Below are 21,228 nucleotides of genomic sequence, written 5' to 3' on the forward strand. Positions count from 1 at the left end.
AGATTACTCTATAGTGTTGGAAACCTGTCCGATCCCTTCAATTGAAACCGTCACAGTATCACCCGACCTAAGTGCTCTTGTTCGACCTGGTGTACCAGCAAAAATCAAATCACCAGGTCGTAGCGTAATGTATTTACTGATATAGCTAACGATTGTTGGGACATTGTGAATCATATTTGCCAGCGTTTCTTGTTGCAGGATTTTGCCATTAAGACGCGTAACGATTTCTTGGTTACCGATATCGACATCAGTTGTAATGAAATTAGATACAGGACCAAAACCTGTTGCACCTTTCGCGCGCCACCACTGCAGATCTTGACCTTGCCAGCTGCGCTCCGTCAAATCGTTACCAGCTAAGTACCCAAACACACAACTCAATGCATTTTGTTTGCTTGTATCGTGACATATTTTGCCGATCACAATGACAAGCTCTCCCTCAAAATGAACATTATTCGCCCCATCAGGAAATGACAATGCACCGCTCAGCCTAACAGCGTCGACGGACTTGAAGAAAATCTCTGGCTTTGCAGCTCCAGAGTTGCCTGCATGACTCCGAAAGTTGAGGCCGACAGCGTAAATGCTACCGTGAGTAATAGGTGCCAGTAACGTTGCGTCGCGGGCTGTGATGACTTTGACGGTAGAAGGACTATCAAATGGCCTTGAAGACAAAAGCTCATAGTGATTTGGGTTTTGTTGTGATACCCGTATCCAGTGTTGTTTGTTTTGATACTCGACGAGTCCATATTGTGCCGCTAGTGATTGAAATGATAGAAAAGTCAGTAACAGTAAGGGTCTCATTGCCGCCGTCCTAGAATAGGTTCCTGAATACATCTATGAAAGTGTGCTCAACAGAGTATAGTGTTGAGTTATTAATTACGTGAAAATAGATGTCTGGTTCAATAGAACTTAGTAGGTAGTGGAAAGATATGGAAAAATTCGATTCGATTTACGTCAGAGCGGCAGATAGAAAAGGTGGTGAGCAAGGACTTGAGTCGATCGTCTCCAAACCACTGAGCCGAGATGAAGTGGCGGCTATTCCTGAAGATCGTTGGTTGTCTGCGTTTTCAATGAAAGTCTTCCAAAGTGGAATATCGTGGAAAGTGGTAAGAAACAAATGGCCAAACTTTGAGGAACATTTTTTCCAATTCAGAATCGACCCGCTACTGCTGTTGTCTGAAGAACAGTGGGAACAAAAAGCCCAAGACCCAAAAATCATTCGTCATATGACTAAAGTCATGTCGATACCAGCTAATGCCTCGATGATCCAAGCCGCTCGCTACGAGCACGAATCCTTTTCGAAAATGGTTGCCGATTGGCCGAAAGAATCTATCGTCGAACTCTGGGCACACCTTAAAAAACATGGTGCAAGACTCGGCGGAAATACTGGACCTTATGCGCTAAGACAATTGGGTGTAGACACCTTTATTTTATCAAATGATGTGGAAGGCTATTTACGTAATACCAATATTATTGACTCGGGTAGAGGCACAAAACGTGCGATGAATGCTGCAAACAAAGCATTTATGGAATGGCACCAAGAGTCGGGTAGGTCACTTTCAGAAATCAGCCAAATCATTGCTTATGGTTTTGGTGATAATAGGGTTTAGCTAGGTAAGGGAGACTTTCTCTTCCAATATTTTTGAGACACAAGTGCCCCCCTGTTGAACAGGGGGGAAGACTAAGTCGGGCAAACTCTGCAAGCAAATCTATTTATGATTCCAGAATCACTCGCGTATCTTCACTCAACGATTCTAACTCACTTGCCACATCTTTAATTTGCATTGCTGCGGGTATTTTAAGTGCCATTGTTGCTGTAAATAGGCTTGAACCAATACCACCGCCCCCTGCGATAAACACCCGTTGGCAGTCCATATCTAGAATACGTATATCTTGCCCATCTAAGAACTGGGTAATTTCGTTAACGATACCGGCTCGATCATTAGCATCTAATCGTAACTGGAACACCTTTTCTTGGTCATGACGATGCTCCGCGGTGTCGGTGATTTGAACTAATAATCCTTGCTGTTCACTGAAGGCGTTTTTGACTGCTTTAACATTGTCCGTAGGAAGTTCGACCTTTATGACGGCGGCCACATGGTCCTCGATAAAATTCACTTTACTCACCAGCCATTTACCGCCGTTTTCGTGGGTAACTGATGCAAGGTTTTTAATGGTGGTTGGGCTAGCTTGGCCAACAAAGTTGACAATGAAAGTACTGCTGCTCATACGATTCCCTCCACAGGTATAAAACCAACAACTATTTGAATAGTTAACTCCAGTTTAGATCTAAAACAGCTCGGTCGCATGATGAACGTCAAGTATTCACTCTAAAAACAACACAAGATTATTGAACTGTAATTAGGCGCACAATTTTCATGGTTTTTATTTGGTCAACAAAGAGTTAGCCATAATACATCCTTCTGTCGCAGATCTAATTTACAGTTCTCTGACATTTAATCACTAGACCGACCGGTTTGTTTTGTTTATTGTGTGATCACTTTATTAGGAGGACAACCATGCAAAACACGACTTTTGATGATTTGAAACTCATTCACAAGCGATTAAAAAAGCACTATCAAAGCGAACCAATGCCAAGCTATGAGGCTCGTGTTGCCGTGCTTACGTCGTTAAGAGTGTCGTTGCAACAATTCAGTGACGCGCTTTGTGATGCTCTGGATAAAGATTATGGAAAGAGAAGCCGACAGGACACATTAGTTGCCGACGTCTTGCCATGTATTGGCAATATTGACCACACCTTATCCCAGTTAGAGCAATGGATGAGTCCATGTCCGAGAGACGCGGGCCCATTACTTTCAAGCTCTACTGTAGAGGTGGTGTATCAACCTAAAGGAGTTGTCGGCATCGTTACTCCTTGGAACTTCCCTGTCATGCTTTCTATCGGTCCTTTGATATCTGCGATTGCCGCGGGTAACAGGGCGATGATCAAACTGAGTGAGTTCACCCCTGCCACCAATTCGGTCATTCGTGAAATGCTTGCATGCTGCTTTAGCGATACCGAGGTTGTCGTCATTGAAGGTGAGGCTGATATCGCTGCTCAGTTCACCTCTTTACCATTCGATCATTTGCTCTTTACTGGCTCAACAGAAGTTGGTCGTAAGGTCATGAAAGCTGCGTCAGAAAACCTAACGCCAGTCACCTTAGAACTTGGCGGCAAGTCTCCAGTTCTTGTCGCGGATGACGCTGATATTGAGATGGCTGTGGAACGCATTATTTATGGCAAGAGTTTGAATAATGGTCAGGTTTGCGTAGCTCCTGATTATGTATTGATTCCCGAAGGCAAGCAGCACGCTTTTGTTAAGTCGTATGTCGAGCATTATCAAAAACTGTTTCCACAAGGGGTAAACAGCGACTCGATGACTAGTCTGATTAATCAGCGTCAATTCCAACGTCTTCATGACTTACTCTCCAATGAAGTGGCAGCAGAGTCTCAGGTTACTGCTGGTCATAAAGAAGCGCTCGATGTGGAACGACAACTAATGGCGACACACTTAATTGTTAATCCATCTTTGCAATCACCGGTTATGACTCAAGAAATTTTTGGCCCTTTATTGCCAATCATCACCTATTCCAACATTGATGCTGCAATTAACTTTATTACCGAGAGACCGAGACCCCTAGCACTCTACCTGATGAGCGAAGATGACTCATTACAACGCAAAGTGGCCACTCAGGTGCACTCTGGTGGCATGTGCATCAATGACTGCGTTTTCCACCTAGCGGTCGATGATGCACCATTTGGAGGTATTGGTGAGTCTGGAAAAGGGGCTTACCACGGCAAAGAAGGCTTCCTAACTTTTTCTCACGCTAAGACGGTGATGACGACCGATGCACAACAACACAATATCAGCTTATTACTTGGCCCTGAAGATAACGAATTCAAACGTGCAGTGCTAAAAACACTGTGCGCATAACTGACTAATTGGAGATTCAACTATGAATAACTTTACTTTCAACCTTAGAACCGTCGTTCACTCTGGTGCATCTTCCATAGAGGCGATCCCAACCTTGTTTAAAGCGAAAGGTGCGCAACGAGTGTTGCTGGTCAGCGATAAAGGTCTCGAGTCATTGGGTTTTGTAGAGCGTTTGGCATCGCTGTTTTCGACGGAAGAGAACGTGAAGCTCGCGGGTATTTACACCGATATTGAAGCGGATGCGAGCTGTTTGGATATTAATCGCGCTCTGGAATTTGCAAAACAGGTGAATGCAGACAGTATTTTGGCGCTCGGCGGGGGGAGCGTAATCGATGCATCAAAAGGCATCAAATATGGTTTAGAACATCAGCTTGATGATATCCGTGATGCAATTCAAGGTGGTGGGCGTCTTGAAGTTGGTCCTGATGTAAAACCGTTTTCAATTCTTCATATAGGAGTACCGACAACGGCAGGGACAGGTGCAGAAGCATCACCTATCGCGGTTTTTTATAATGACAAGGAGCAGGTTAAAGCAAGTTTAGTCGTCTCTGGACTTGAGTGCGATATCGCTGTTTTAGACCCTGAGCTGACAGTGAATTTGCCAGCAGCGTTAACAGTATCGACAGGTATGGACGCATTAACTCATGCTATCGAAGCGTTGGCATCGCCTTTGAGTAATACCTTCACTGATGCTTATGCAACACAGGCGTGTCGCTTGATACTGAATAACCTACCGCAAGTACTTCAGTCTCCGCAAAATGTTGCGGCTCGTAGTGAGCTCCTGCAAGCAAGCACCATGGCTATTTCTGCTTTCTATTCGTCTCTAGGTGGCATACCGATCCACAACTGCGCGCACGCTTTTGGCGCGATAGCGCATATCCCACATGGTGATGCTAATAGTGTCTTATTACCAGTGGTGATTGATGCACTTCCTGAGTTTTACCTCCCAAGCATTAATAAATTAGCAGCGGTGTTTGGAATATCACCTAGCTTAACAGATGCCGAAAAACACCAAGAGGTTGTTCATTCATTACGTGCCTTCCAGACGTTAGTGAATGCGACGCAGAGCTTTACTAAATGGAACCTAGATGACAACAAAAAAGCGCAGATTGTCTCTGGGATAGAAAAAGACATCAGTTTCCAGTTCTACCCGATTGCTCAAGAAAAAATCACCGCAATACTCGAGACTACTTGTTAATTTCCCAACTTACTCATTGTGGCATAGGGATGTGCCTCACTTTTGAATACTAGGAGGCAATTATGTTTTTTACTCAACACGTCAACAAGATGTTATTGGTGACCGGTATTGGAACCGCGGCGGCTTTCGCTTATGCGTTTTTTCCGCAATGGGCGATTACTCACATTGGGCAATTACCTTATGTGGAGCAGGATTTTGTGTTCTATCAACACTGGGGTGTCATGGTAGGCATGATGGGGGTGATGATGGTGGGTGCTGCTTTCAAACCTCAGTGGAGGGAGAGCATCATGCTTTATTCTGCGGTGGAGAAAGGCTTTATGGTGATTCTTCTTCTGCTTAACTTCAACAGCCCCCACATTACCGGCTTTTTACTTGCAGGTGCTATGGATACATTCGTTGTGATTTGGACATTAGCATACTGGAAAGAGCAGAAAACCATACGCTTACAAGCCTCAAGCTTTCAGCACTAGCGTCAACCTATGAATAAACGCGTTCAACATTGGTCGCTTAGCTTTCTCTGTTTGCTTGTTATTGGGACGGCGTGCCTAGGGTACGTAACAGACACACCAGATACGTTATCTAGTGATGTTGGCACCACGTTTCAAAACGGCTACGTGGGTGACGCTGCAGCACAGTACGAGATTGGTATGTTTTATCTGCAGAGTGCCGAATCTGAGAGTGAATATCTTGAATCTACTCAAGAAAAAGCACGCAAATGGATATCACTAGCAGCGAACCAAGGGAATGCAGACGCTCAATTACAGCTTGGTCTTATGTACGCGACAGGGACTGGTGGCGAGCAAGATCATTCTCTAGCGGTTAGCTGGATAGGCAAAGCCGCTGAACAGAATCATCCTAGAGCACTGGATATGCTCCATTGGATGTCACAAAGTGCTCACTAAATAAGGGTGAACCATGAATAATTCAAAAACTATCTTATGCACGGCCATAGCAGCCTCTTGTGCACCTAATGCGTTTGCTGCGCAGGAAAAACCTAATATCTTACTCATCGTTGGTGATGATGTCGGATTTGCTGATACGCAACCTTATGGTTCTGAAGTGTCAACACCAAACCTGATGCAACTGGCTGAAGAGGGGGTGAAATTTACCAACTTCCACGCTTCACCAACGTCATCTGTCACTCGTTCTATGATGTTAACGGGTGCCAACAGTCATGAGGTTGGGTTGGGAACGTTCGACTATGCCGTCTATCCGCCTGCTATTGGTAAGCCAGGTTACGAAGGTTACCTCACTAAGGATGGCGTAACCGTAGCGACGCTACTTCGTGATAATGGTTACCACACTTACCTTTCTGGGAAATGGCACTTGGGTCATGACGATGGTTTCCTACCGGATGACCGTGGCTTTGAACAGAGCTACGGAATTTTGGCTGGCGGTTCTAATCATTTCAATAGAGATATGATGTTCCCAGCGAAGAATGAAGCGACAGCAAATGCGCTGCAAAAAGGTGAAATGCCAGGCGTTGAGGTCGAACCGACTTATCAAAATGGTCAACAAGTAAAAGACAAGTATCCGGGAGAGTATTCAGACCAAGGCTATACCGAAGAGTTGATCAGCATGATTGATAGCAATAAGGACTCTGGAAAACCCTTCTTTGCCTACTTACCATTCACAGCGATTCACTTACCACTACAAGCACCTAAAGCATCATTTGAAGATAAAATTGCTTATTACGTAGAGCACGGATGGGATTCAGTTCGAGAGGACCGCTTTAAACGAATGCAACAGATGGGCGTAATTCCAAAGAGTGCCACGATGTCCGATAGAAATTCACTGAGTCGACCATGGGATGATTTGTCAGATGAACAAAAGCAATGGTATGGCAAAAAAATGGCCATTGCTATGGGAATGATGGAGCTTCAAGACCAGCAGATAGGCCAGGTAACTGATTATTTGAAGAAAATAGGTGAGTACGACAATACGTATATTATCTATCTTGCAGACAACGGTCCGGAAGCGACGGATATTACTGGGAAAAATGTTAGTGATTTGATTCGTACATGGACCGATTATCACTTTGACAATAGTACCGAAAATCTGGGTAACGCAGATTCAAGTGTCTCTTTGGGCCCTGAATGGGCAAGTGCATCTACAGGTGGATTGTCTTGGTTCAAAGCGTACACAGCAGAAGGGGGAGTACGTGTTCCTTTGATCATCAAACCTGCCAAGGGGGTTCTCGGAGAGAAGGAGTCACTGGATGTCGGAACTCAAACGAATGAACTGGCTCAAGTGAAAGACCTTGCCGCTACAATATTGGATGTGGCCGATGTTGAACCAGCGGGTAGTGAATATAAAGGTAGAAAAGTGGCCCCAATGAGCGGTCAAAGCATTATGCCTTATCTAAATGGTGAGCAAGATACTGTTCATAGGCAAGACAATGCTATCGCGTTTGAGCTATTCGGCAGTGGCATCCTTCTTCAAGGGGACTTTAAGATCATTCGAATTTCGAAAGGGATGGGAGGAGACAGTGAGTGGCATATGTACAACACTAAGTTAGACCCAGCTGAAATGATAGATCTGAAGCACCAACGTCCTGAGCAGTTCCAACAAATGTTGTCTGCTTATAAAGAGTACGAAAAAACAATGGGTATCGTACCGGTGGATGAACAATGGAATCCATTTGAAAACGTGAAGTAAAAAATTTCGCCCTAACACAAACTGACCGATTTGTGTTAGGGCGAGTTCATACTTTAAAAATGTTGAACGGTATGGATACCTTCTTAAGAGGAACAATACCATGTCTCACTATCACCTTAATGTACCTCAGTTCCAAGGCCAGCCTCATGCAAAGTTTCAGGCGTTGGCGAAACCAATTGGTGCTGTGTGTAATATTAACTGCGACTATTGCTATTATCTGGACAAACAACAGCTACTAGAGTATCCGAAGAACCGTTCATACAAGATGAGCGATGAGTTGTTAGAGCGTTATATTCGCCAGTATATTCAAGGGCAGAACACACCAGAGATCGTCTTCTCTTGGCATGGTGGCGAGCCGACGATGTTAGGTCTTAGTTATTTTGAACGAATAGTGGAGCTCCAAACGAAATACGCCAAACCGAATGTGAAGATAGTAAATGATATTCAGACTAACGGGTTGTTAATCAATGACAAGTGGTGTCAGTTCTTGGCGAAACACGCGTTTAGCGTAGGTTTGAGTATTGATGGCCCAGAACAGCTTCACAATACTTATCGCAAGAACCGTTGTGGGCAGGGGACGTTTAGCAAGGTGATTGAAGCGGCGGAACGTCTAAAGCGTCATGGTATCCACTTTGCGACGCTGACTTGTGTCAACAACGTTAATGGAAATTACCCTTTAGAGGTGTATCGCTTCGTAAGAGATGAGATTCAACCATCACAAATTCAATTTATCCCAGTTGTTGACCGAGATGAAGAGATAAAATGGGCTCAGTGTTCTGAAGCTGCAATCATCCCTGTATCCGCTCAAACAACAAGTTGGAGTGTCGCTCCGACTCAATGGGGAGACTTCTTAACGACCATTTTTGATGAATGGATGAAGCAAGATTTTGGCAAAGTTCATATTCCTTACTTTGAAAACTTTTTCGGAATTTGGATGGGTAAACCGAGTTCGATGTGTACGTTAAGCGATATATGCGGCAAGGGCATTGCTGTCGAACCTAATGGCGATGTTTACGCCTGCGATCACTATGTTCATCCTGAACACAAAATTGGCAATATTGAGCAGACGCCATTGGCGGCAATCGCTTTATCCAAACAGCAAATGACCTTTGGTTTTGCTAAACAAAGAGCGTTACCCAAACAATGTTTGGAGTGCAAGGTGAGGTTTGCTTGTCATGGTGAGTGTCCAAAGAATCGAATCGTAAAAGATAAGTACGGTAACCCTGGGCTCAATTATCTATGCCAAGGTTGGCAACAAATATTTCATCATGTTGACCCAGTGATTACGCATATACTTGAGCTAAATGGAATGGCGAAAACAACATGCAGAGTTACTGGGTGAGAATATGGATAGTTATTTACTACTTGGCTTGGTCATGGCGCTGCTTAGTATTTGGAAAACCTATTCCGGTCCGGCATTAGCGGGTTTTGTTGGTTTTAGTTACCCAGAAATGTTGTTGTTTAATGTAGTTCCAGCATTGATGGCAGGTTATTTCGGATGGTTTATAGGACGATATTCCTTTTACCTTTATGCGAGAAAGAATTTTCAGCCTTACAGGCCAAAGTTGAGGCGATTCGTAACCGCATGGAAAAGGTATGGCAATAAGACTATGGCCACACTTGCTCCTGTTCTAGTTGGTATTCCACTCTACACCTTGGTCGCTAGGCGCCTCAGACAAAGTCACGTTACGACCTTCATTTTACTTTCACTGTCTATTTTGTGTTGGAGCGGTTTGAGTTATAGCCTAGTCAATGCACTAAATCTTAGTACACATCTCAATTTACAAGGCTTACTTAGCCAGATAGGGCTTTGAGCTAACTTACTCTATTCAATCTGAAAGTTTGCTTTATCGATACCAGCAACTAGTCTGTAAGAACAAACCGGAGAAGCAACATGACGCATACACAAAAGTTTTTGTTACTGGCGGTCCTTGGGTTAGTCCCTATTGCCCTGATGTATGGCTTGGTACCTAGTATTACCTTACCTTTCCTGTTTGATATTGATGCATCACCGACTAATGTGAGTCATATCTTTCGCGCCGTTATGGGGCTCTATCTTGCATTGGCGGTTTACTGGCTTATGGGGGCTTTCGGGACGCAGCAAATGGCGCGTTCTGCACTACAAAGTCTGATTGTGTTTATGTGGGGGCTGGGGTTAGGTCGTGCTTTCAGCATGGTCGTCGATGGGATACCAAATGGGCTGTTAGTCGTTTATCTCCTCCTCGAAATAGGATTTGGAGTTGTAGGGATTGTGCTTCTCAACAAAGATGATTTTAAAACCAAACGTGCCGCGTGAATATATTAGGAGGTAGGATGCACCGTATATTAATGAAATGGTTAGTGGTGAGTTTATTAGGCTTGAGTTCACTTGTGAATGCGAATGAAAAGCCACCAAATATTTTTGTTATTTTTACTGATGATATCGGTATCTCTAACCTAAGTGCTTACCATCGAGGGTTAATGAGTAGTGAGACGCCCAATATTGATAGTATTGCTGAAAAAGGAATGTTGCTGACGGACTATTATGCTCAGCCTTCTTGCACCGCAGGACGCTCTGCATTTATTACTGGACAGTTCCCTGTTCGTACCGGCATGCATACTGTTGGTCTTCCAGGGAGTCCAGTAGGACTGAATGCTGAAACACCGACATTGCCGGAAATACTGAAAACCTTAGGTTATACAACGGGCCAGTTTGGTAAGAATCATTTAGGTGACCGAGATGAAGTGCTACCGACAATGAATGGTTTCGATGAATATTGGGGTTGGTTATACCATCTTAATGCGATGGAATACACTGAAGATCCTGATTGGCCAAAAGACGAAGCGTTCCAGAAATTCGCACCACGAAATGTGATTCATTCCAAGTCAGATGGCAAGGGTGGACAAACCATCAAAGATGATGGGCCTTTGACCATCGAACGCATGCGTACTTTAGACGATGAGGTTAATAAACATGCCATCAACTTCATTGAAAATGCGGTGAAACAAGACAAGCCTTTCTTCACTTGGTATTGCCCTTCAAGAGGTCATGTTTGGACCCACTTGTCCCCAGAATACGAAGCTATGCTCGGACAAAACGGTTGGGGCTTGCAAGAAGTCGTGATGAAAGACCTTGATGATCATGTCGGTGAGATGCTTGCCAAATTAGAAGAGTTGGGTGTGGCGGACAACACTATTGTGATCTTTACGGCGGATAATGGTCCAGAAATCATGACATGGCCTGATGGCGGAATGACGCCATTCCATGGTGAAAAAGGCTCGACTTGGGAGGGTGGTGTGCGTGCGCCTCTTCTGGTGAGCTGGCCAGGTAAAATTCCAGCCGGACAAATACACAATGGGATGTTTGATGGTATGGACTGGTTACCTACGCTGGTTGAAGCCGCGGGTGGACCAAGTGATCTCAAACAACAAATGCTGACAGGGTATGAAGGCTTTAAAGCGCATTTGGATGGTTACAATCAAATATCGATGCTCACTGAACTAGCACCGTCAAATCGTAAAGAGATCATTTACTACGAACGTGACCGACTTCAAGCGGTTCGTGTTGGTGATTGGAAAGCTCATTTTGTGGTGCAAAACCATGGTTGGAGTGGACCGAAGGAAGAGCTTAATGCACCGCTGCTCTTCAACTTACGCCGCGATCCTTATGAGCGTGCTGCCGAGGAGTCTGGTATGTACATCAACTGGATGGGCAAGAAAATGTGGGCATTTGGCCCGGCTCAGGCAGCGGTACAACAACACTTAGAAACCTTTAAAGAGTGGCCTCCTGTCACTTTTGAGCCGGATGCGGTGGATGCGTCCGGAATAGGGCGCTAAATGGTTGTTAATTAACTTAGTTACTAAAGGGCTGCTTGCAGCCCTTATTTTATCAGTAACTTGGTTTCCGCCATGGCTTGCTCTAAATGCGTCCGGTCTTTTTGCATGGCGCAAAGTAGTGTCGCACCTAGCCACTTGGCATAAAGTGTTCGCGAGACCATGTAAGGATTTTCGATGGCTAGCAGACCTTGCTCGTTGCCAGACGTGAAGTAATCCGCCATGCGATTAATGACTTTCTCAGCACCGTTATCCAGTTCGACTTGCATACTTGATGATGTCCCAGATATTTCACCAGACAACTTCACAACTAAACATTTAATCCGAAAATCTTCTGTCACTTTTGATTTTGACCAGAACTCGAAGTAATGTATCGCTCGCTGTTCAAAAGCAATGGTGCTGTCCTCAAGATACTGACTGAGCGTGCTTAGATGGTCTTCGAAATAGTCCTCTAATAACTGACGGCCAAAATCTTCCTTTGACTTGAAGTGGTGATAGAAAGAACCTTTCGTCGCATTCGCTTGTTGAATGATTTTCATAATGCCAATGCCTGCGAATCCGTGTTCGCTAATAAGCTCAAACCCAGCGTCGAGAAGTGTTTGTTTTAAATCAGCCATAAGCCCGCCATTTGATGAAAATAGTAGTTATTGTAACTCCGAACAAACAGACCGTACAGTCTAGAAAGGGCAAATACATTTAGTCGGATGATTTGCCGTGAAATGGCTATTGCTATTTCAATAACTCATGTCATCCTTATGGAAAAACCTACAAGGAGAGATCATGCCTAAAATTGCAATGTTGAGTACTGGTGAAGAGGTATTGTATGGCGATATTGTTGATACCAATGCCGCGTGGCTCAGCCGTGTATTTTATGAGCATGGGTTTTCCATGTCGAAACGCTCTACAGTAGGTGATCAGCGAGCTGCGTTGCTGCAAGAAATGATCATGTTGAGTTTGAATCTGGATGTGGTGATCGTCAATGGTGGTTTGGGGCCTACGTCTGATGATCTCACTGCTGAAGTGGCTGCGGAAGCTGCGGATCAATCTTTAGTGTTGAACCAAGGTTGGTTGGAAACACTGAGAGCCTTTTATGCTCAACGTGGTAAATCCATGCCTGACAGCAACATAAAGCAAGCAATGCTGCCAAAAGGAGCGGTAGTGGTCGATAACCCTATTGGCACCGCATGTGGCTTTAAAATGATGATCAATGACTGTTTGTTTTACTTTACCCCTGGTGTGCCAAGTGAATTCAAAAAAATGACGCTTGAGCAGATTTTACCCGACTTAAAACGTGAATTCCCTAATCAGCAAGGCAGGGTATGTCGACGTTTATATACTTTTGGTCTGTCTGAATCCGGTATTGCAGATACGCTTTCAAGTCTTAATCTACCTTTAGAGTACGAGTTGGGTTATCGCTCTTATCTTCCTTTTATCGAAGTCAAACTATTTGGCCCGTCTGACGATTTGGAAATAGGATCAAGAGTGCTCTCTATGGTAGAGAAGCTCTTGCATAGTAATGTTGTCAGTGTCGATCAACCCATGCTGGACAGAATTGGTCATTTGGTTGAGTTACATAAACCAACGATTGCTATTTCTGAACATAGCACCAAGGGCTACCTAGCTTCTTGGCTTCAAGACAATGAACAGATTGAGCAATATTGCGGGGCAACTTGGGTACTTGGCTCTAAAACGGCATCGCCGCTCGATAGAGATAGCGAAAGGTTGGGGGCCACTTTAGCGTTGGCAGGAGCTACGAAAAGTAACTGCAGTTCAGATATTGCGTTGTCCACAGGAAAGCTTGAAGATGGAGAGTTTTCGGTAGCGCTTTCAACGCCTAAAGGTGAATGGGGACAGACGCTAAAATTGCAACGAAGTTATAACGCTCAGAGCATTAAAACGGTTATCAGCACGGTGGCGGGGGATATGCTTAGGCGTTACCTAGACAATAAGCCGATGTTCCCTGATTATGGTTTTCTTACTCGTACCGATGAGATATTCCTACCGGCGGATCAGTTAAAATGAGTTGGCTAGTGTAAATATTCAACACGGTGCCTATATTCTATTTTGTTATGTATATATGATAATTGGATCTAGCTCACAATAAGCTGATCTCTAACGGGAATTTCAAATTCTCATTTTTGAGAGTAGCCCTTTCTTTTTATTTGATTAAAATCAATGTTCACCCTGAAAATAGTGGTGTGTAGGAGGGGTAAATATGATCCAGCAAACAAGAATAAGAGTGTTTTATCAAATTGCTAATGAGCAGATTATGCTTGGCGAAGCACTCAGCAAAAAATGCGGTGATATAGCAGCTATGTGGTTGAAGGCTCCTATGGAAGAGATCCTGTCTGACGACGGTTTTAGAATCTCACTCTACGATGACGGTGGACGTCGCATTGCAGACAAACATGTTTCTATGGGTACAGCAGACTCCATATTGTCGACTGTCGACTGAGACCCAATTCAAGTTACTTTAGGCTGATCAATTTGATCAGCCTTTTCTTTTTCTGGCGTTTATTTGTACGATTTTGTGATCCATTTTGTGCTTTTGCTCTAATTTGGCCACAGTCGCCGATTCTTGTCTCATACTTTGCGAACCGACAAGAATAAGACCTGAATAAGGTTATGAGAAGAGTACGTATTAGAATGAACCCGCCTTCTGTTCAACAAATTAAATCGCTCATGGGTGTAGATGGTAAACCTAACTACGGCCATCTTTTGTCCATTCCTGAGGCGTTAGACGTTGCCAGCTTTCGCTACTATTCCACGATGGATAGGGAACGCAGTTCACTCGCTAAATATTTCCATTACAAGCAGTTTCAGTTTGTCAGTATCTTTACTCCTAAATACGTTTTAGGCATAGCGATCGCCGATATTCGCTACCTTGGAACCAGCTTTTGCTATCTCTATGACATTGAAAAAAAACAACTCATTGAAGAGAGTTGGATGCGTCCCGTGGGATTAGGGTATTCACTCACAGCGTCGCCGTGGAAAGGGAAAGCACAGTTCAATCAAGGGCAGATTTGCTTTGATATTGAAGAGGGAGAGTGGCGAGTTCGAGCTAAGTGTAAAGCGTTCGAATTGGACGTATTGCTTGATGCCGGAGATGCAGAAAGTACACCTCTAATGGTTTCATCTCCTACAGGCTACAACGGATGGACTTATACGCAAAAGCACAATGCATTGAATGTGAGGGGAGAGTTCAAGGTAGGTGGTCAAACGCAATTGGTGGAAAGTTGTTTAGGGGGGTATGACTTTTCAGCAGGTTTTATGAGGCGTGAAACAAGCTGGCGCTGGGCGAGTATTAGCGGCAAAGCTCAAGGTGTGACAATTGGTCTTAATCTCGCGGCTGGAGTTAACGAGACGGGGGTAACTGAAAATGTACTTTGGGTTAATGGTAAGCGTTGTCTATTAGCGGGCGTAATGTTTGATTTTGACCGACAAGTACCGGACTCTGACTGGCGTATTTATGATGATCAAGGGCGGGTTGATTTGACCTTTCAACCGCTTAATGCTCGTAAAGAGAAACTCAATTTTTGGGTACTTAAGAGTAATTTTCGCCAGTTCATTGGCCATTTTTCTGGCGTTGTAAAGGATGAAGAAGGTCGCGAGTATCAACTTTCGCAAGTAATGGGATTAACCGAAGACCACTTTGCAAAGTGGTAAATACTAACTAAAAGTCAATGGAATATGATGGAAAAACTCGTTCAAAACCCGGAGTGGTTGTTAATAGTATTAGCTCCTTTCTTTGTCATTATGATGGTGCTCGAGTATTGGCTTGGTCAACGGGGAAACCGGCTACCAAGCTCTGCCCAGTACTCTTTAAAGGAATTGACATGTAACTTCTCGTTGGCTGGGCTTCATCAACTTACCGATTTGGTTACGGGTCTGTTTATCGCCAAACTATACCTGCTAGTGTTTGGCTGGAGATTTTTTGATATCAAGATGTCGCTAGGCATGTTTTTGGTGTTAATGGTACTACAAGACTTTTTCTACTATTGGTTCCATCGAGCGAGTCATCGTATTCGCTGGATGTGGGCCGCTCACGTTGTCCATCATAGTTCCGAGAATATGAACTTCAGTACCGCATTTAGACAGAGTCTAATGTACCCGCTAGCGGGAATGTGGCTGTTTTGGATGCCGCTGGTCATTATAGGTTTCGACCCCAAATGGGTGGTGTTTGTAGTACTGCTGAATCTAGGTTTGCAGTTCTTTGTTCATACACAATGGATACGTCGCTTAGGACCCCTTGAATGGGTGATTAATACCCCATCGCATCATCGGGTTCATCATGGTGTCAACGCGCAATACATAGACAAAAACTACGCGGGAATTCTGATTATTTGGGATCGAATGTTTGGAACTTTTGAGCCTGAAGTAGAAGAAGTCCGTTATGGAATCAGTAAACCAGTCAATAGTTTCAATCCAATCACGGTCACTTTTGCCGAGTGGAAAGATATGTTAAATGACCTATCACGCAAAGACCTGACGTTACGGGCGAAAATCAAAATGATCTTATCTCCGCCAACGGATACGCATTAACCTAAGGTTAATCAAACTAAGACTGTGATAAGGGTTGAGTGTTGTGACGAGGAGTGAGTAAGGCGCGAGAGTCACTATAATAGTCGCAATATTATCAAGGTGCTGAAGGCGGTAAGCACTTTGATGGATAGTTTTTATAGATAGTTATAGCGATGTTCAATGGATACTGGCCTTAGTAGTGAAGGTACTGAGTATCAAGCCTGTAGCGAGAACTTTCCTATTAGTTCGTCATGGACATTGGTAATGGTGCCAGTATGAGTAGATTCACAGTAACTAAACGCCAAATTTAGGTCTTTGGTTTTTGCTCTGGTAAGGAAGTGTCTAAGCAAAATATCGCTGTTTAGTTGGTGCGGTTCAGAGACCCAAGTTACATTATCTTTGATTGATTTAAACGTTACTTTCATATTTCTCCTATTTGGACTTTTGTGTGTTTTTAGTGGATTCACGGTTTTGGTAAAACCAAAAGCGTTTTCTGCCGATAGATCGAGACATAATTTACCTAAATATAATGATGCTAATTGTAGATTTAATACCATCAGAGAGTGATGGGTGATTGAGCGTGTTGCTTGATAGAGAAATGTATAGCGAGAACGTTGAGAGGAGAGGTTATTGCTAGGTTTTTCTAAAATTCAAAGTTAAAAGACTCAATGAAAGCGGCTAATGACACCGCTTTCATTGATAAAATCTTATACAGCTACAACGTTTGCAGCTTGAAGACCTTTTTGGCCTTGCTCTACTTCAAAAGACACTTTTTGGCCTTCAGTTAGAGTCTTAAAACCTTCAGATGCGATAGCACGGAAGTGAACGAATACGTCAGCACCGCCGTTTTCTTGAGCTAGGAAACCGAAACCTTTCTCTTCGTTAAACCATTTTACTGTGCCGTTTACTTTGTTAGACATGTTGTGTCCCTTATATAAATTTAAAATTGTCGCGAAGTTGCGATGCGCTGATGGGCTGGAATTATTTAATGTATCGATGAAGCTTAGGGAAACACTGAGGATGACAACAATAACGAAGAGATTCTGAGAGTTTTACTTTTACAACTGCATATTTCATTTAATAACTCTGAACAACAGAGCGGCGTCAGTATGGGGCTTATAAAACACCTTGTAAAGGGTTATTTTTAATGTTGCACGATTTAGTGAAGGGAATTGCACAGTCGCTGACTGCACCTGTTCAAACCCGCAGCAATAAAAAACGGCTCTGAAGAGCCGTTTTGGGAATGACTTGAGCTACGCTCGCTTCTTAACTTGATGCGCAATATTGTCGAGTTCGATATCAGTCTTAGCTCGACAAATACAAGGCAGAATTTCATTATCTTGTGTATATGCCATTGCAAACCCTACATATTCCACTTCTCCCGAAACCAGTGTACAGCGGCAAGCGCCACAGTGCCCGTCTCGACAGTTGTATTCAGGTTCTAACCCAGCTTGCTCCATAGTCTCTAGGACTGTGTTTGAAGGGTTAGACTCTATAGTGGTGATAGAGTTTATCTTAATGGTTGGCATTAAAGTTCGAAGCCCTCGAAGTCGTCTGCGTTTACTTCGTTATCGATTTGCCCGACAAGGTAAGAACTGATCTCAGCCTCTTGTGGTGCAACCTGTACGTTATCAGATGACAACCAAGCGTTAATCCAAGGAATTGGGTTCGATGTCGCTTCTGGGTAAGCTGCATCAAGACCAACTGCCTGCATACGAACGTTCGAGATATATTCAACGTATTGGCACAGGATATCTTTGTTAAGACCAATCATAGAGCCGTCTTTGAATAGGTATTCTGCCCACTCTTTCTCTTGCTCAGCCGCTTCTTTGAATAGGTCGAAACAGTCTTGCTTACATTCTTCTGCGATTTGCATGAATGAGAAATCGTCTTGACCATTACGCAGCAGGTTAATCATGTGTTGAGTACCCGTTAGGTGCAGCGCTTCGTCACGAGCAATAAGCTTGATGATCTTCGCGTTACCTTCCATCAACTCACGCTCTGCAAATGCGAACGAGCAAGCGAAACTTACGTAGAAACGAATCGCTTCTAGTGCGTTCACCGACATCAAGCATAGGTACAACTTCTTCTTCAGATCGTACAAGCTAACTTTAACTTCTTCGCCTTTGATGTTGTGTGTACCTTCACCGAAGCGGTGGTAGTCGTTTGTCGCTTGAATCAAGTCATCGTAGTAGTGCGCGATGTCTTTCGCACGCTTAAGGATGTGCTCGTTTTCAACGATATCATCAAAAACCACACCCGGATCGTTCACGATGTTACGAATGATGTGCGTGTATGAACGAGAGTGGATAGTCTCTGAGAATGACCATGTCTCGATCCATGTTTCTAGCTCTGGCAAAGAAACCAATGGAAGTAGTGCAACGTTAGGACTACGGCCTTGGATAGAATCAAGTAGAGTTTGATACTTCAGGTTACTGATGAAAATGTGTTTTTCATGCTCTGGCAATTTGTTGTAGTCAATGCGATCGCTTGATACATCGACTTCTTCTGGACGCCAGAAGAAGGAAAGCTGCTTCTCAATCAGCTTTTCAAAAATCTCAAATTTCTGTTGGTCATAACGCGCAACGTTCACTGGTTGACCTAGGAACATTGGTTCTTTTAATGCGTTATTCTTTGTTTGGGTAAAAGTACTGTAAGCCATTGTGCTGCAATCCTTTTTAAGCCCCTCCGTTTAAGGGAAGGGCGAGAAAATCTTAACTTGTTTACTGCGAGATATTAAATCTTACAGCCACCGCCTGCGCAATCGTCATCTTGCTCGACTACTACTACAGATTTGTCGCTTTGGTCGTCTTTCGCACCGTCGCGAGTGTTATGGTAGTAAAGTGTCTTCACGCCATATTTATACGCAGTAAGCAGGTCTTGAAGCAATTTCTTCATCGGCACTTTGCCGCTTTCGTAAACGCTTGGGTCATAGTTAGTGTTTGCTGAGATCGCTTGGTCAACGAATTTCTGCATGATACCGACTAGATGCAGGTAACCGTTATTGTTGCCGATGTTCCAAAGTAGTTCGTAGTTCTCTTTTAGATTAGCGAAGTCTGGAACAACCTGCTTCAGAATACCGTCTTTTGATGCTTTCACTGAAACGTAACCGCGAGGTGGTTCAATCCCGTTAGTCGCGTTAGAAATCTGAGAAGAAGTCTCAGATGGCATTAGCGCCGTCAGTGTTGAGTTACGTAGACCAAATTCCATGATTTCAGAACGTAGTGCATCCCAATCATAGTGCAGTGGCTCGTCACACACTAAATCGACATCATTCTTGTAAGTGTCGATAGGTAATAGGCCTTTCGCATAGTTCGTCTCATGGAACGATGGGCAACGACCTTGCTCTTTCGCCAGTTCAACAGACGCCTTTAGCAGGTGGTACTGAATCGCTTCAAACGTACGGTGAGTAAGGTTATTTGCAGAACCGTCAGAGTACTTAACACCATTTTTCGCAAGGTAGTAGGCGTAGTTAATGACACCGACACCCAGCGTACGACGATTCATCGTAGACTTATAAGCGGCTGGTAGTGGATAGTCTTGATAATCAAGTAGAGCATCAAGAGCACGAACCACTAGGTCCGATAGATCTTTTAGGTCATCGAGCTCGTTGATAGCACCAAGGTTAAATGCCGAAAGTGTACATAGAGCGATTTCACCTGAGTCGTCTTCTACGTTTGACAATGGCTTAGTTGGCAGTGCGATTTCTAAACATAGGTTAGATTGGCGAACTGGCGCAACTTTCGAATCGAATGGGCTGTGCGTATTACAATGGTCTACGTTTTGAATGTAGATACGACCTGTAGAAGCACGCTCTTGCATCAGTAGAGAGAATAGCTCTACCGCTTTAACGGTTTCTTTCTTAATTGATGGATCGTTTTCGTACTTAACGTATAGACGCTCAAACTCATCTTGATCTTCAAAGAACGCGTCATAGAGACCTGGTACGTCTGAAGGCGAGAATAGAGTGATGTTGCCACCTTGAACTAGGCGAGCATACATGAGTTTGTTCAGCTGAACGCCGTAATCCATGTGACGTACACGGTTTTCTTCTACACCACGGTTGTTCTTAAGAACAAGTAGTGATTGTACTTCGCCATGCCACATAGGGTAGAACACAGTTGCTGCGCCACCACGAACACCACCTTGCGAGCAGCATTTTACCGCTGTTTGGAAGTACTTGTAGAATGGGATACAACCGGTATGGAAGGCTTCGCCTCCACGGATTTCAGAACCCAGCGCGCGAATACGACCGGCATTGATGCCGATACCAGCACGTTGCGAAACGTAACGGACAATTGAGCTTGCCGTTGCGTTAATAGAGTCTAGGCTATCGCCACATTCAATCAGTACGCACGAGCTAAATTGGCGCGTAGGAGTACGAACACCGGACATAATGGGTGTTGGTAGAGAAATCTTGAATGTCGACGTTGCATCATAAAAGCGCTTGATATAGTCAAGGCGAGTCGCCTTTGGATACTTAGCGAATAGGCAAGCCGCTACTAGTATGTAGAGGAACTGTGCACTTTCGTAAATCTGACCAGAAACACGGTTTTGAACGAAGTACTTACCTTCAAGCTGTTTAACGGCAGCGTATGAGAAGTCGTGATCTCGAGTGTGGTCGATATAGCTATCCAACTCATCTAATTCAGACTTAGTGTAATCTTCCAATAGATGTGCGTCGTACTTGCCCATCTCTACCATTTTAGAAACATGGTCAAATAGCGCTGGAGGCTCATATTGGCCATACGCCTTTTTACGCAGGTGGAAGATAGCTAAGCGCGCAGCAAGATATTGATAGTCAGGCGCGTCTTCTGAAATCAAATCTGCAGCAGACTTGATGATAGTTTCGTGGATATCTGACGTAGTAATACCATCATAAAACTGGATGTGAGCCTTGAGTTCTACCTGAGATACAGAAACGTTGTTAAGCCCTTCTGCAGCCCATGCGATGACGCGATGGATTTTTTCGAGATCGATACTTTCTTTGCGGCCATTACGCTTAGTAACGGTAAGTTGTTGGTTCATTCTGAGGTGTTCCCTAACAAAACAATATGAAGCTTCACTTTTATGAAATTTTGTTGAGTCTTAGCGATAGCTTCGTGA

At 44.0% G+C, this 21,228-nt stretch carries 22 protein-coding genes; 14 read left to right on the forward strand and 8 right to left on the reverse strand.

Annotation, left to right across the window (positions count from 1 at the left end; genetic code table 11):
• Window positions 1-3: 3 nt before the first annotated feature.
• On the reverse strand, window positions 4-798 hold the full coding sequence (locus AWH66_RS07185) for a fumarylacetoacetate hydrolase family protein (protein WP_063605511.1): 795 nt from the start codon (window positions 796-798) through the stop codon (window positions 4-6).
• Window positions 799-926: 128 nt separating this feature from the next.
• Between AWH66_RS07185 and AWH66_RS07190 the strand changes: the two genes are divergently transcribed.
• Window positions 927-1,607 (forward strand): DNA-3-methyladenine glycosylase I, encoded by a 681-nt coding sequence (locus tag AWH66_RS07190; protein ID WP_063605510.1) that lies wholly within the window; start codon window positions 927-929, stop codon window positions 1,605-1,607.
• Between the two features lie 103 nt (window positions 1,608-1,710).
• Here the strand turns inward: AWH66_RS07190 and AWH66_RS07195 are convergent, their stop codons facing one another.
• Window positions 1,711-2,226, reverse strand: a complete 516-nt coding sequence (locus tag AWH66_RS07195; protein WP_063605509.1) for a glycine cleavage system transcriptional repressor — start codon at window positions 2,224-2,226, stop codon at window positions 1,711-1,713.
• 290 nt (window positions 2,227-2,516) lie between these two features.
• Between AWH66_RS07195 and AWH66_RS07200 the strand changes: the two genes are divergently transcribed.
• The 9 genes from AWH66_RS07200 to AWH66_RS07240 all read left to right on the forward strand — a co-directional run bounded on the left by AWH66_RS07200 (window position 2,517) and on the right by AWH66_RS07240 (window position 11,604).
• Window positions 2,517-3,932, forward strand: a complete 1,416-nt coding sequence (locus tag AWH66_RS07200; RefSeq protein WP_063605508.1) for a coniferyl aldehyde dehydrogenase — start codon at window positions 2,517-2,519, stop codon at window positions 3,930-3,932.
• A 22-nt stretch (window positions 3,933-3,954) separates the two neighbouring features.
• Window positions 3,955-5,130, forward strand: a complete 1,176-nt coding sequence (locus tag AWH66_RS07205) for an iron-containing alcohol dehydrogenase (RefSeq protein WP_063605507.1) — start codon at window positions 3,955-3,957, stop codon at window positions 5,128-5,130.
• A gap of 62 nt (window positions 5,131-5,192) precedes the next feature.
• Window positions 5,193-5,600 (forward strand): hypothetical protein, encoded by a 408-nt coding sequence (locus tag AWH66_RS07210; RefSeq protein WP_063605506.1) that lies wholly within the window; start codon window positions 5,193-5,195, stop codon window positions 5,598-5,600.
• Window positions 5,601-5,609: 9 nt separating this feature from the next.
• Window positions 5,610-6,032: a tetratricopeptide repeat protein gene (locus tag AWH66_RS07215; protein ID WP_063605505.1), complete on the forward strand. Its 423-nt coding sequence runs from the start codon at window positions 5,610-5,612 to the stop codon at window positions 6,030-6,032.
• Window positions 6,033-6,045: 13 nt separating this feature from the next.
• On the forward strand, window positions 6,046-7,788 hold the full coding sequence (locus AWH66_RS07220) for an arylsulfatase (protein WP_063605504.1): 1,743 nt from the start codon (window positions 6,046-6,048) through the stop codon (window positions 7,786-7,788).
• A gap of 100 nt (window positions 7,789-7,888) precedes the next feature.
• Complete coding sequence (locus tag AWH66_RS07225; protein ID WP_063605503.1) at window positions 7,889-9,130, forward strand: anaerobic sulfatase maturase; 1,242 nt, start codon at window positions 7,889-7,891, stop codon at window positions 9,128-9,130.
• Between the two features lie 4 nt (window positions 9,131-9,134).
• Window positions 9,135-9,602 (forward strand): hypothetical protein, encoded by a 468-nt coding sequence (locus AWH66_RS07230; protein WP_063605502.1) that lies wholly within the window; start codon window positions 9,135-9,137, stop codon window positions 9,600-9,602.
• 80 nt (window positions 9,603-9,682) lie between these two features.
• Window positions 9,683-10,084, forward strand: coding sequence for a DUF4345 domain-containing protein (locus AWH66_RS07235; protein WP_063605501.1), 402 nt, complete (start codon window positions 9,683-9,685; stop codon window positions 10,082-10,084).
• Window positions 10,085-10,116: 32 nt separating this feature from the next.
• A complete protein-coding gene (locus tag AWH66_RS07240; protein ID WP_143081482.1) occupies window positions 10,117-11,604 on the forward strand; it encodes an arylsulfatase in 1,488 nt (495 codons plus the stop codon).
• Between the two features lie 44 nt (window positions 11,605-11,648).
• On the opposite strand, the gene AWH66_RS07245 is transcribed toward AWH66_RS07240, so the two are convergent.
• Entirely contained in the window at window positions 11,649-12,218 is a 570-nt protein-coding gene (locus tag AWH66_RS07245; protein WP_063605499.1) for a TetR/AcrR family transcriptional regulator, read from the reverse strand.
• Window positions 12,219-12,381: 163 nt separating this feature from the next.
• On the opposite strand from AWH66_RS07245, the gene AWH66_RS07250 reads away from it, so the two are divergent.
• From AWH66_RS07250 to AWH66_RS07265, 4 genes are all read left to right on the forward strand, one after another.
• Window positions 12,382-13,623: a CinA family nicotinamide mononucleotide deamidase-related protein gene (locus AWH66_RS07250; protein WP_063605498.1), complete on the forward strand. Its 1,242-nt coding sequence runs from the start codon at window positions 12,382-12,384 to the stop codon at window positions 13,621-13,623.
• Window positions 13,624-13,816: 193 nt separating this feature from the next.
• Window positions 13,817-14,056 carry a hypothetical protein gene (locus AWH66_RS07255; protein ID WP_063605497.1) on the forward strand — a complete coding sequence of 80 codons (240 nt, stop codon included), beginning with the start codon at window positions 13,817-13,819 and terminating at the stop codon, window positions 14,054-14,056.
• A 191-nt stretch (window positions 14,057-14,247) separates the two neighbouring features.
• On the forward strand, window positions 14,248-15,267 hold the full coding sequence (locus AWH66_RS07260) for a DUF2804 domain-containing protein (RefSeq protein ID WP_063605496.1): 1,020 nt from the start codon (window positions 14,248-14,250) through the stop codon (window positions 15,265-15,267).
• A gap of 24 nt (window positions 15,268-15,291) precedes the next feature.
• Window positions 15,292-16,143: a sterol desaturase family protein gene (locus AWH66_RS07265; protein ID WP_063605495.1), complete on the forward strand. Its 852-nt coding sequence runs from the start codon at window positions 15,292-15,294 to the stop codon at window positions 16,141-16,143.
• A 194-nt stretch (window positions 16,144-16,337) separates the two neighbouring features.
• On the opposite strand, the gene AWH66_RS07270 is transcribed toward AWH66_RS07265, so the two are convergent.
• The 5 genes from AWH66_RS07270 to nrdA all read right to left on the reverse strand — a co-directional run bounded on the left by AWH66_RS07270 (window position 16,338) and on the right by nrdA (window position 21,150).
• The gene (locus AWH66_RS07270) at window positions 16,338-16,547 is read right to left on the reverse strand and encodes a hypothetical protein (protein ID WP_038222859.1); all 210 of its coding nucleotides are present in this window, start codon (window positions 16,545-16,547) and stop codon (window positions 16,338-16,340) included.
• 282 nt (window positions 16,548-16,829) lie between these two features.
• Window positions 16,830-17,042, reverse strand: a complete 213-nt coding sequence (gene cspE, locus AWH66_RS07275; protein ID WP_063605494.1) for a transcription antiterminator/RNA stability regulator CspE — start codon at window positions 17,040-17,042, stop codon at window positions 16,830-16,832.
• Window positions 17,043-17,375: 333 nt separating this feature from the next.
• Window positions 17,376-17,651, reverse strand: coding sequence for a class I ribonucleotide reductase maintenance protein YfaE (gene yfaE, locus AWH66_RS07280; protein ID WP_063605493.1), 276 nt, complete (start codon window positions 17,649-17,651; stop codon window positions 17,376-17,378).
• Entirely contained in the window at window positions 17,651-18,784 is a 1,134-nt protein-coding gene (gene nrdB, locus AWH66_RS07285; RefSeq protein WP_063605492.1) for a class Ia ribonucleoside-diphosphate reductase subunit beta, read from the reverse strand. The genes yfaE and nrdB overlap by 1 nt, the downstream gene beginning before the upstream one ends.
• Before the next feature lie 74 nt (window positions 18,785-18,858).
• A complete protein-coding gene (gene nrdA / locus AWH66_RS07290) occupies window positions 18,859-21,150 on the reverse strand; it encodes a class 1a ribonucleoside-diphosphate reductase subunit alpha (RefSeq protein ID WP_063605491.1) in 2,292 nt (763 codons plus the stop codon).
• Window positions 21,151-21,228 lie beyond the last annotated feature (78 nt).

Source organism: Vibrio barjaei (assembly GCF_001639065.2).
In the GTDB taxonomy this organism is placed as follows: Bacteria; Pseudomonadota; Gammaproteobacteria; order Enterobacterales; family Vibrionaceae; genus Vibrio; species Vibrio barjaei.

Excerpts from the sequence above, each read along its gene's own strand:
- AWH66_RS07185 (WP_063605511.1), bottom strand. The coding sequence starts at position 798 with ATGAGACCCTTACTGTTACTGACTTTTCTATCATTTCAATCACTAGCG.
- AWH66_RS07190 (WP_063605510.1), top strand. The coding sequence starts at position 927 with ATGGAAAAATTCGATTCGATTTACGTCAGAGCGGCAGATAGAAAAGGT.
- AWH66_RS07195 (WP_063605509.1), bottom strand. The coding sequence starts at position 2,226 with ATGAGCAGCAGTACTTTCATTGTCAACTTTGTTGGCCAAGCTAGCCCA.
- AWH66_RS07200 (WP_063605508.1), top strand. The coding sequence starts at position 2,517 with ATGCAAAACACGACTTTTGATGATTTGAAACTCATTCACAAGCGATTA.
- AWH66_RS07205 (WP_063605507.1), top strand. The coding sequence starts at position 3,955 with ATGAATAACTTTACTTTCAACCTTAGAACCGTCGTTCACTCTGGTGCA.
- AWH66_RS07210 (WP_063605506.1), top strand. The coding sequence starts at position 5,193 with ATGTTTTTTACTCAACACGTCAACAAGATGTTATTGGTGACCGGTATT.
- AWH66_RS07215 (WP_063605505.1), top strand. The coding sequence starts at position 5,610 with ATGAATAAACGCGTTCAACATTGGTCGCTTAGCTTTCTCTGTTTGCTT.
- AWH66_RS07220 (WP_063605504.1), top strand. The coding sequence starts at position 6,046 with ATGAATAATTCAAAAACTATCTTATGCACGGCCATAGCAGCCTCTTGT.
- AWH66_RS07225 (WP_063605503.1), top strand. The coding sequence starts at position 7,889 with ATGTCTCACTATCACCTTAATGTACCTCAGTTCCAAGGCCAGCCTCAT.
- AWH66_RS07230 (WP_063605502.1), top strand. The coding sequence starts at position 9,135 with ATGGATAGTTATTTACTACTTGGCTTGGTCATGGCGCTGCTTAGTATT.
- AWH66_RS07235 (WP_063605501.1), top strand. The coding sequence starts at position 9,683 with ATGACGCATACACAAAAGTTTTTGTTACTGGCGGTCCTTGGGTTAGTC.
- AWH66_RS07240 (WP_143081482.1), top strand. The coding sequence starts at position 10,117 with ATGAAATGGTTAGTGGTGAGTTTATTAGGCTTGAGTTCACTTGTGAAT.
- AWH66_RS07245 (WP_063605499.1), bottom strand. The coding sequence starts at position 12,218 with ATGGCTGATTTAAAACAAACACTTCTCGACGCTGGGTTTGAGCTTATT.
- AWH66_RS07250 (WP_063605498.1), top strand. The coding sequence starts at position 12,382 with ATGCCTAAAATTGCAATGTTGAGTACTGGTGAAGAGGTATTGTATGGC.
- AWH66_RS07255 (WP_063605497.1), top strand. The coding sequence starts at position 13,817 with ATGATCCAGCAAACAAGAATAAGAGTGTTTTATCAAATTGCTAATGAG.
- AWH66_RS07260 (WP_063605496.1), top strand. The coding sequence starts at position 14,248 with ATGAACCCGCCTTCTGTTCAACAAATTAAATCGCTCATGGGTGTAGAT.
- AWH66_RS07265 (WP_063605495.1), top strand. The coding sequence starts at position 15,292 with ATGATGGAAAAACTCGTTCAAAACCCGGAGTGGTTGTTAATAGTATTA.
- AWH66_RS07270 (WP_038222859.1), bottom strand. The coding sequence starts at position 16,547 with ATGAAAGTAACGTTTAAATCAATCAAAGATAATGTAACTTGGGTCTCT.
- cspE (WP_063605494.1), bottom strand. The coding sequence starts at position 17,042 with ATGTCTAACAAAGTAAACGGCACAGTAAAATGGTTTAACGAAGAGAAA.
- yfaE (WP_063605493.1), bottom strand. The coding sequence starts at position 17,651 with ATGCCAACCATTAAGATAAACTCTATCACCACTATAGAGTCTAACCCT.
- nrdB (WP_063605492.1), bottom strand. The coding sequence starts at position 18,784 with ATGGCTTACAGTACTTTTACCCAAACAAAGAATAACGCATTAAAAGAA.
- nrdA (WP_063605491.1), bottom strand. The coding sequence starts at position 21,150 with ATGAACCAACAACTTACCGTTACTAAGCGTAATGGCCGCAAAGAAAGT.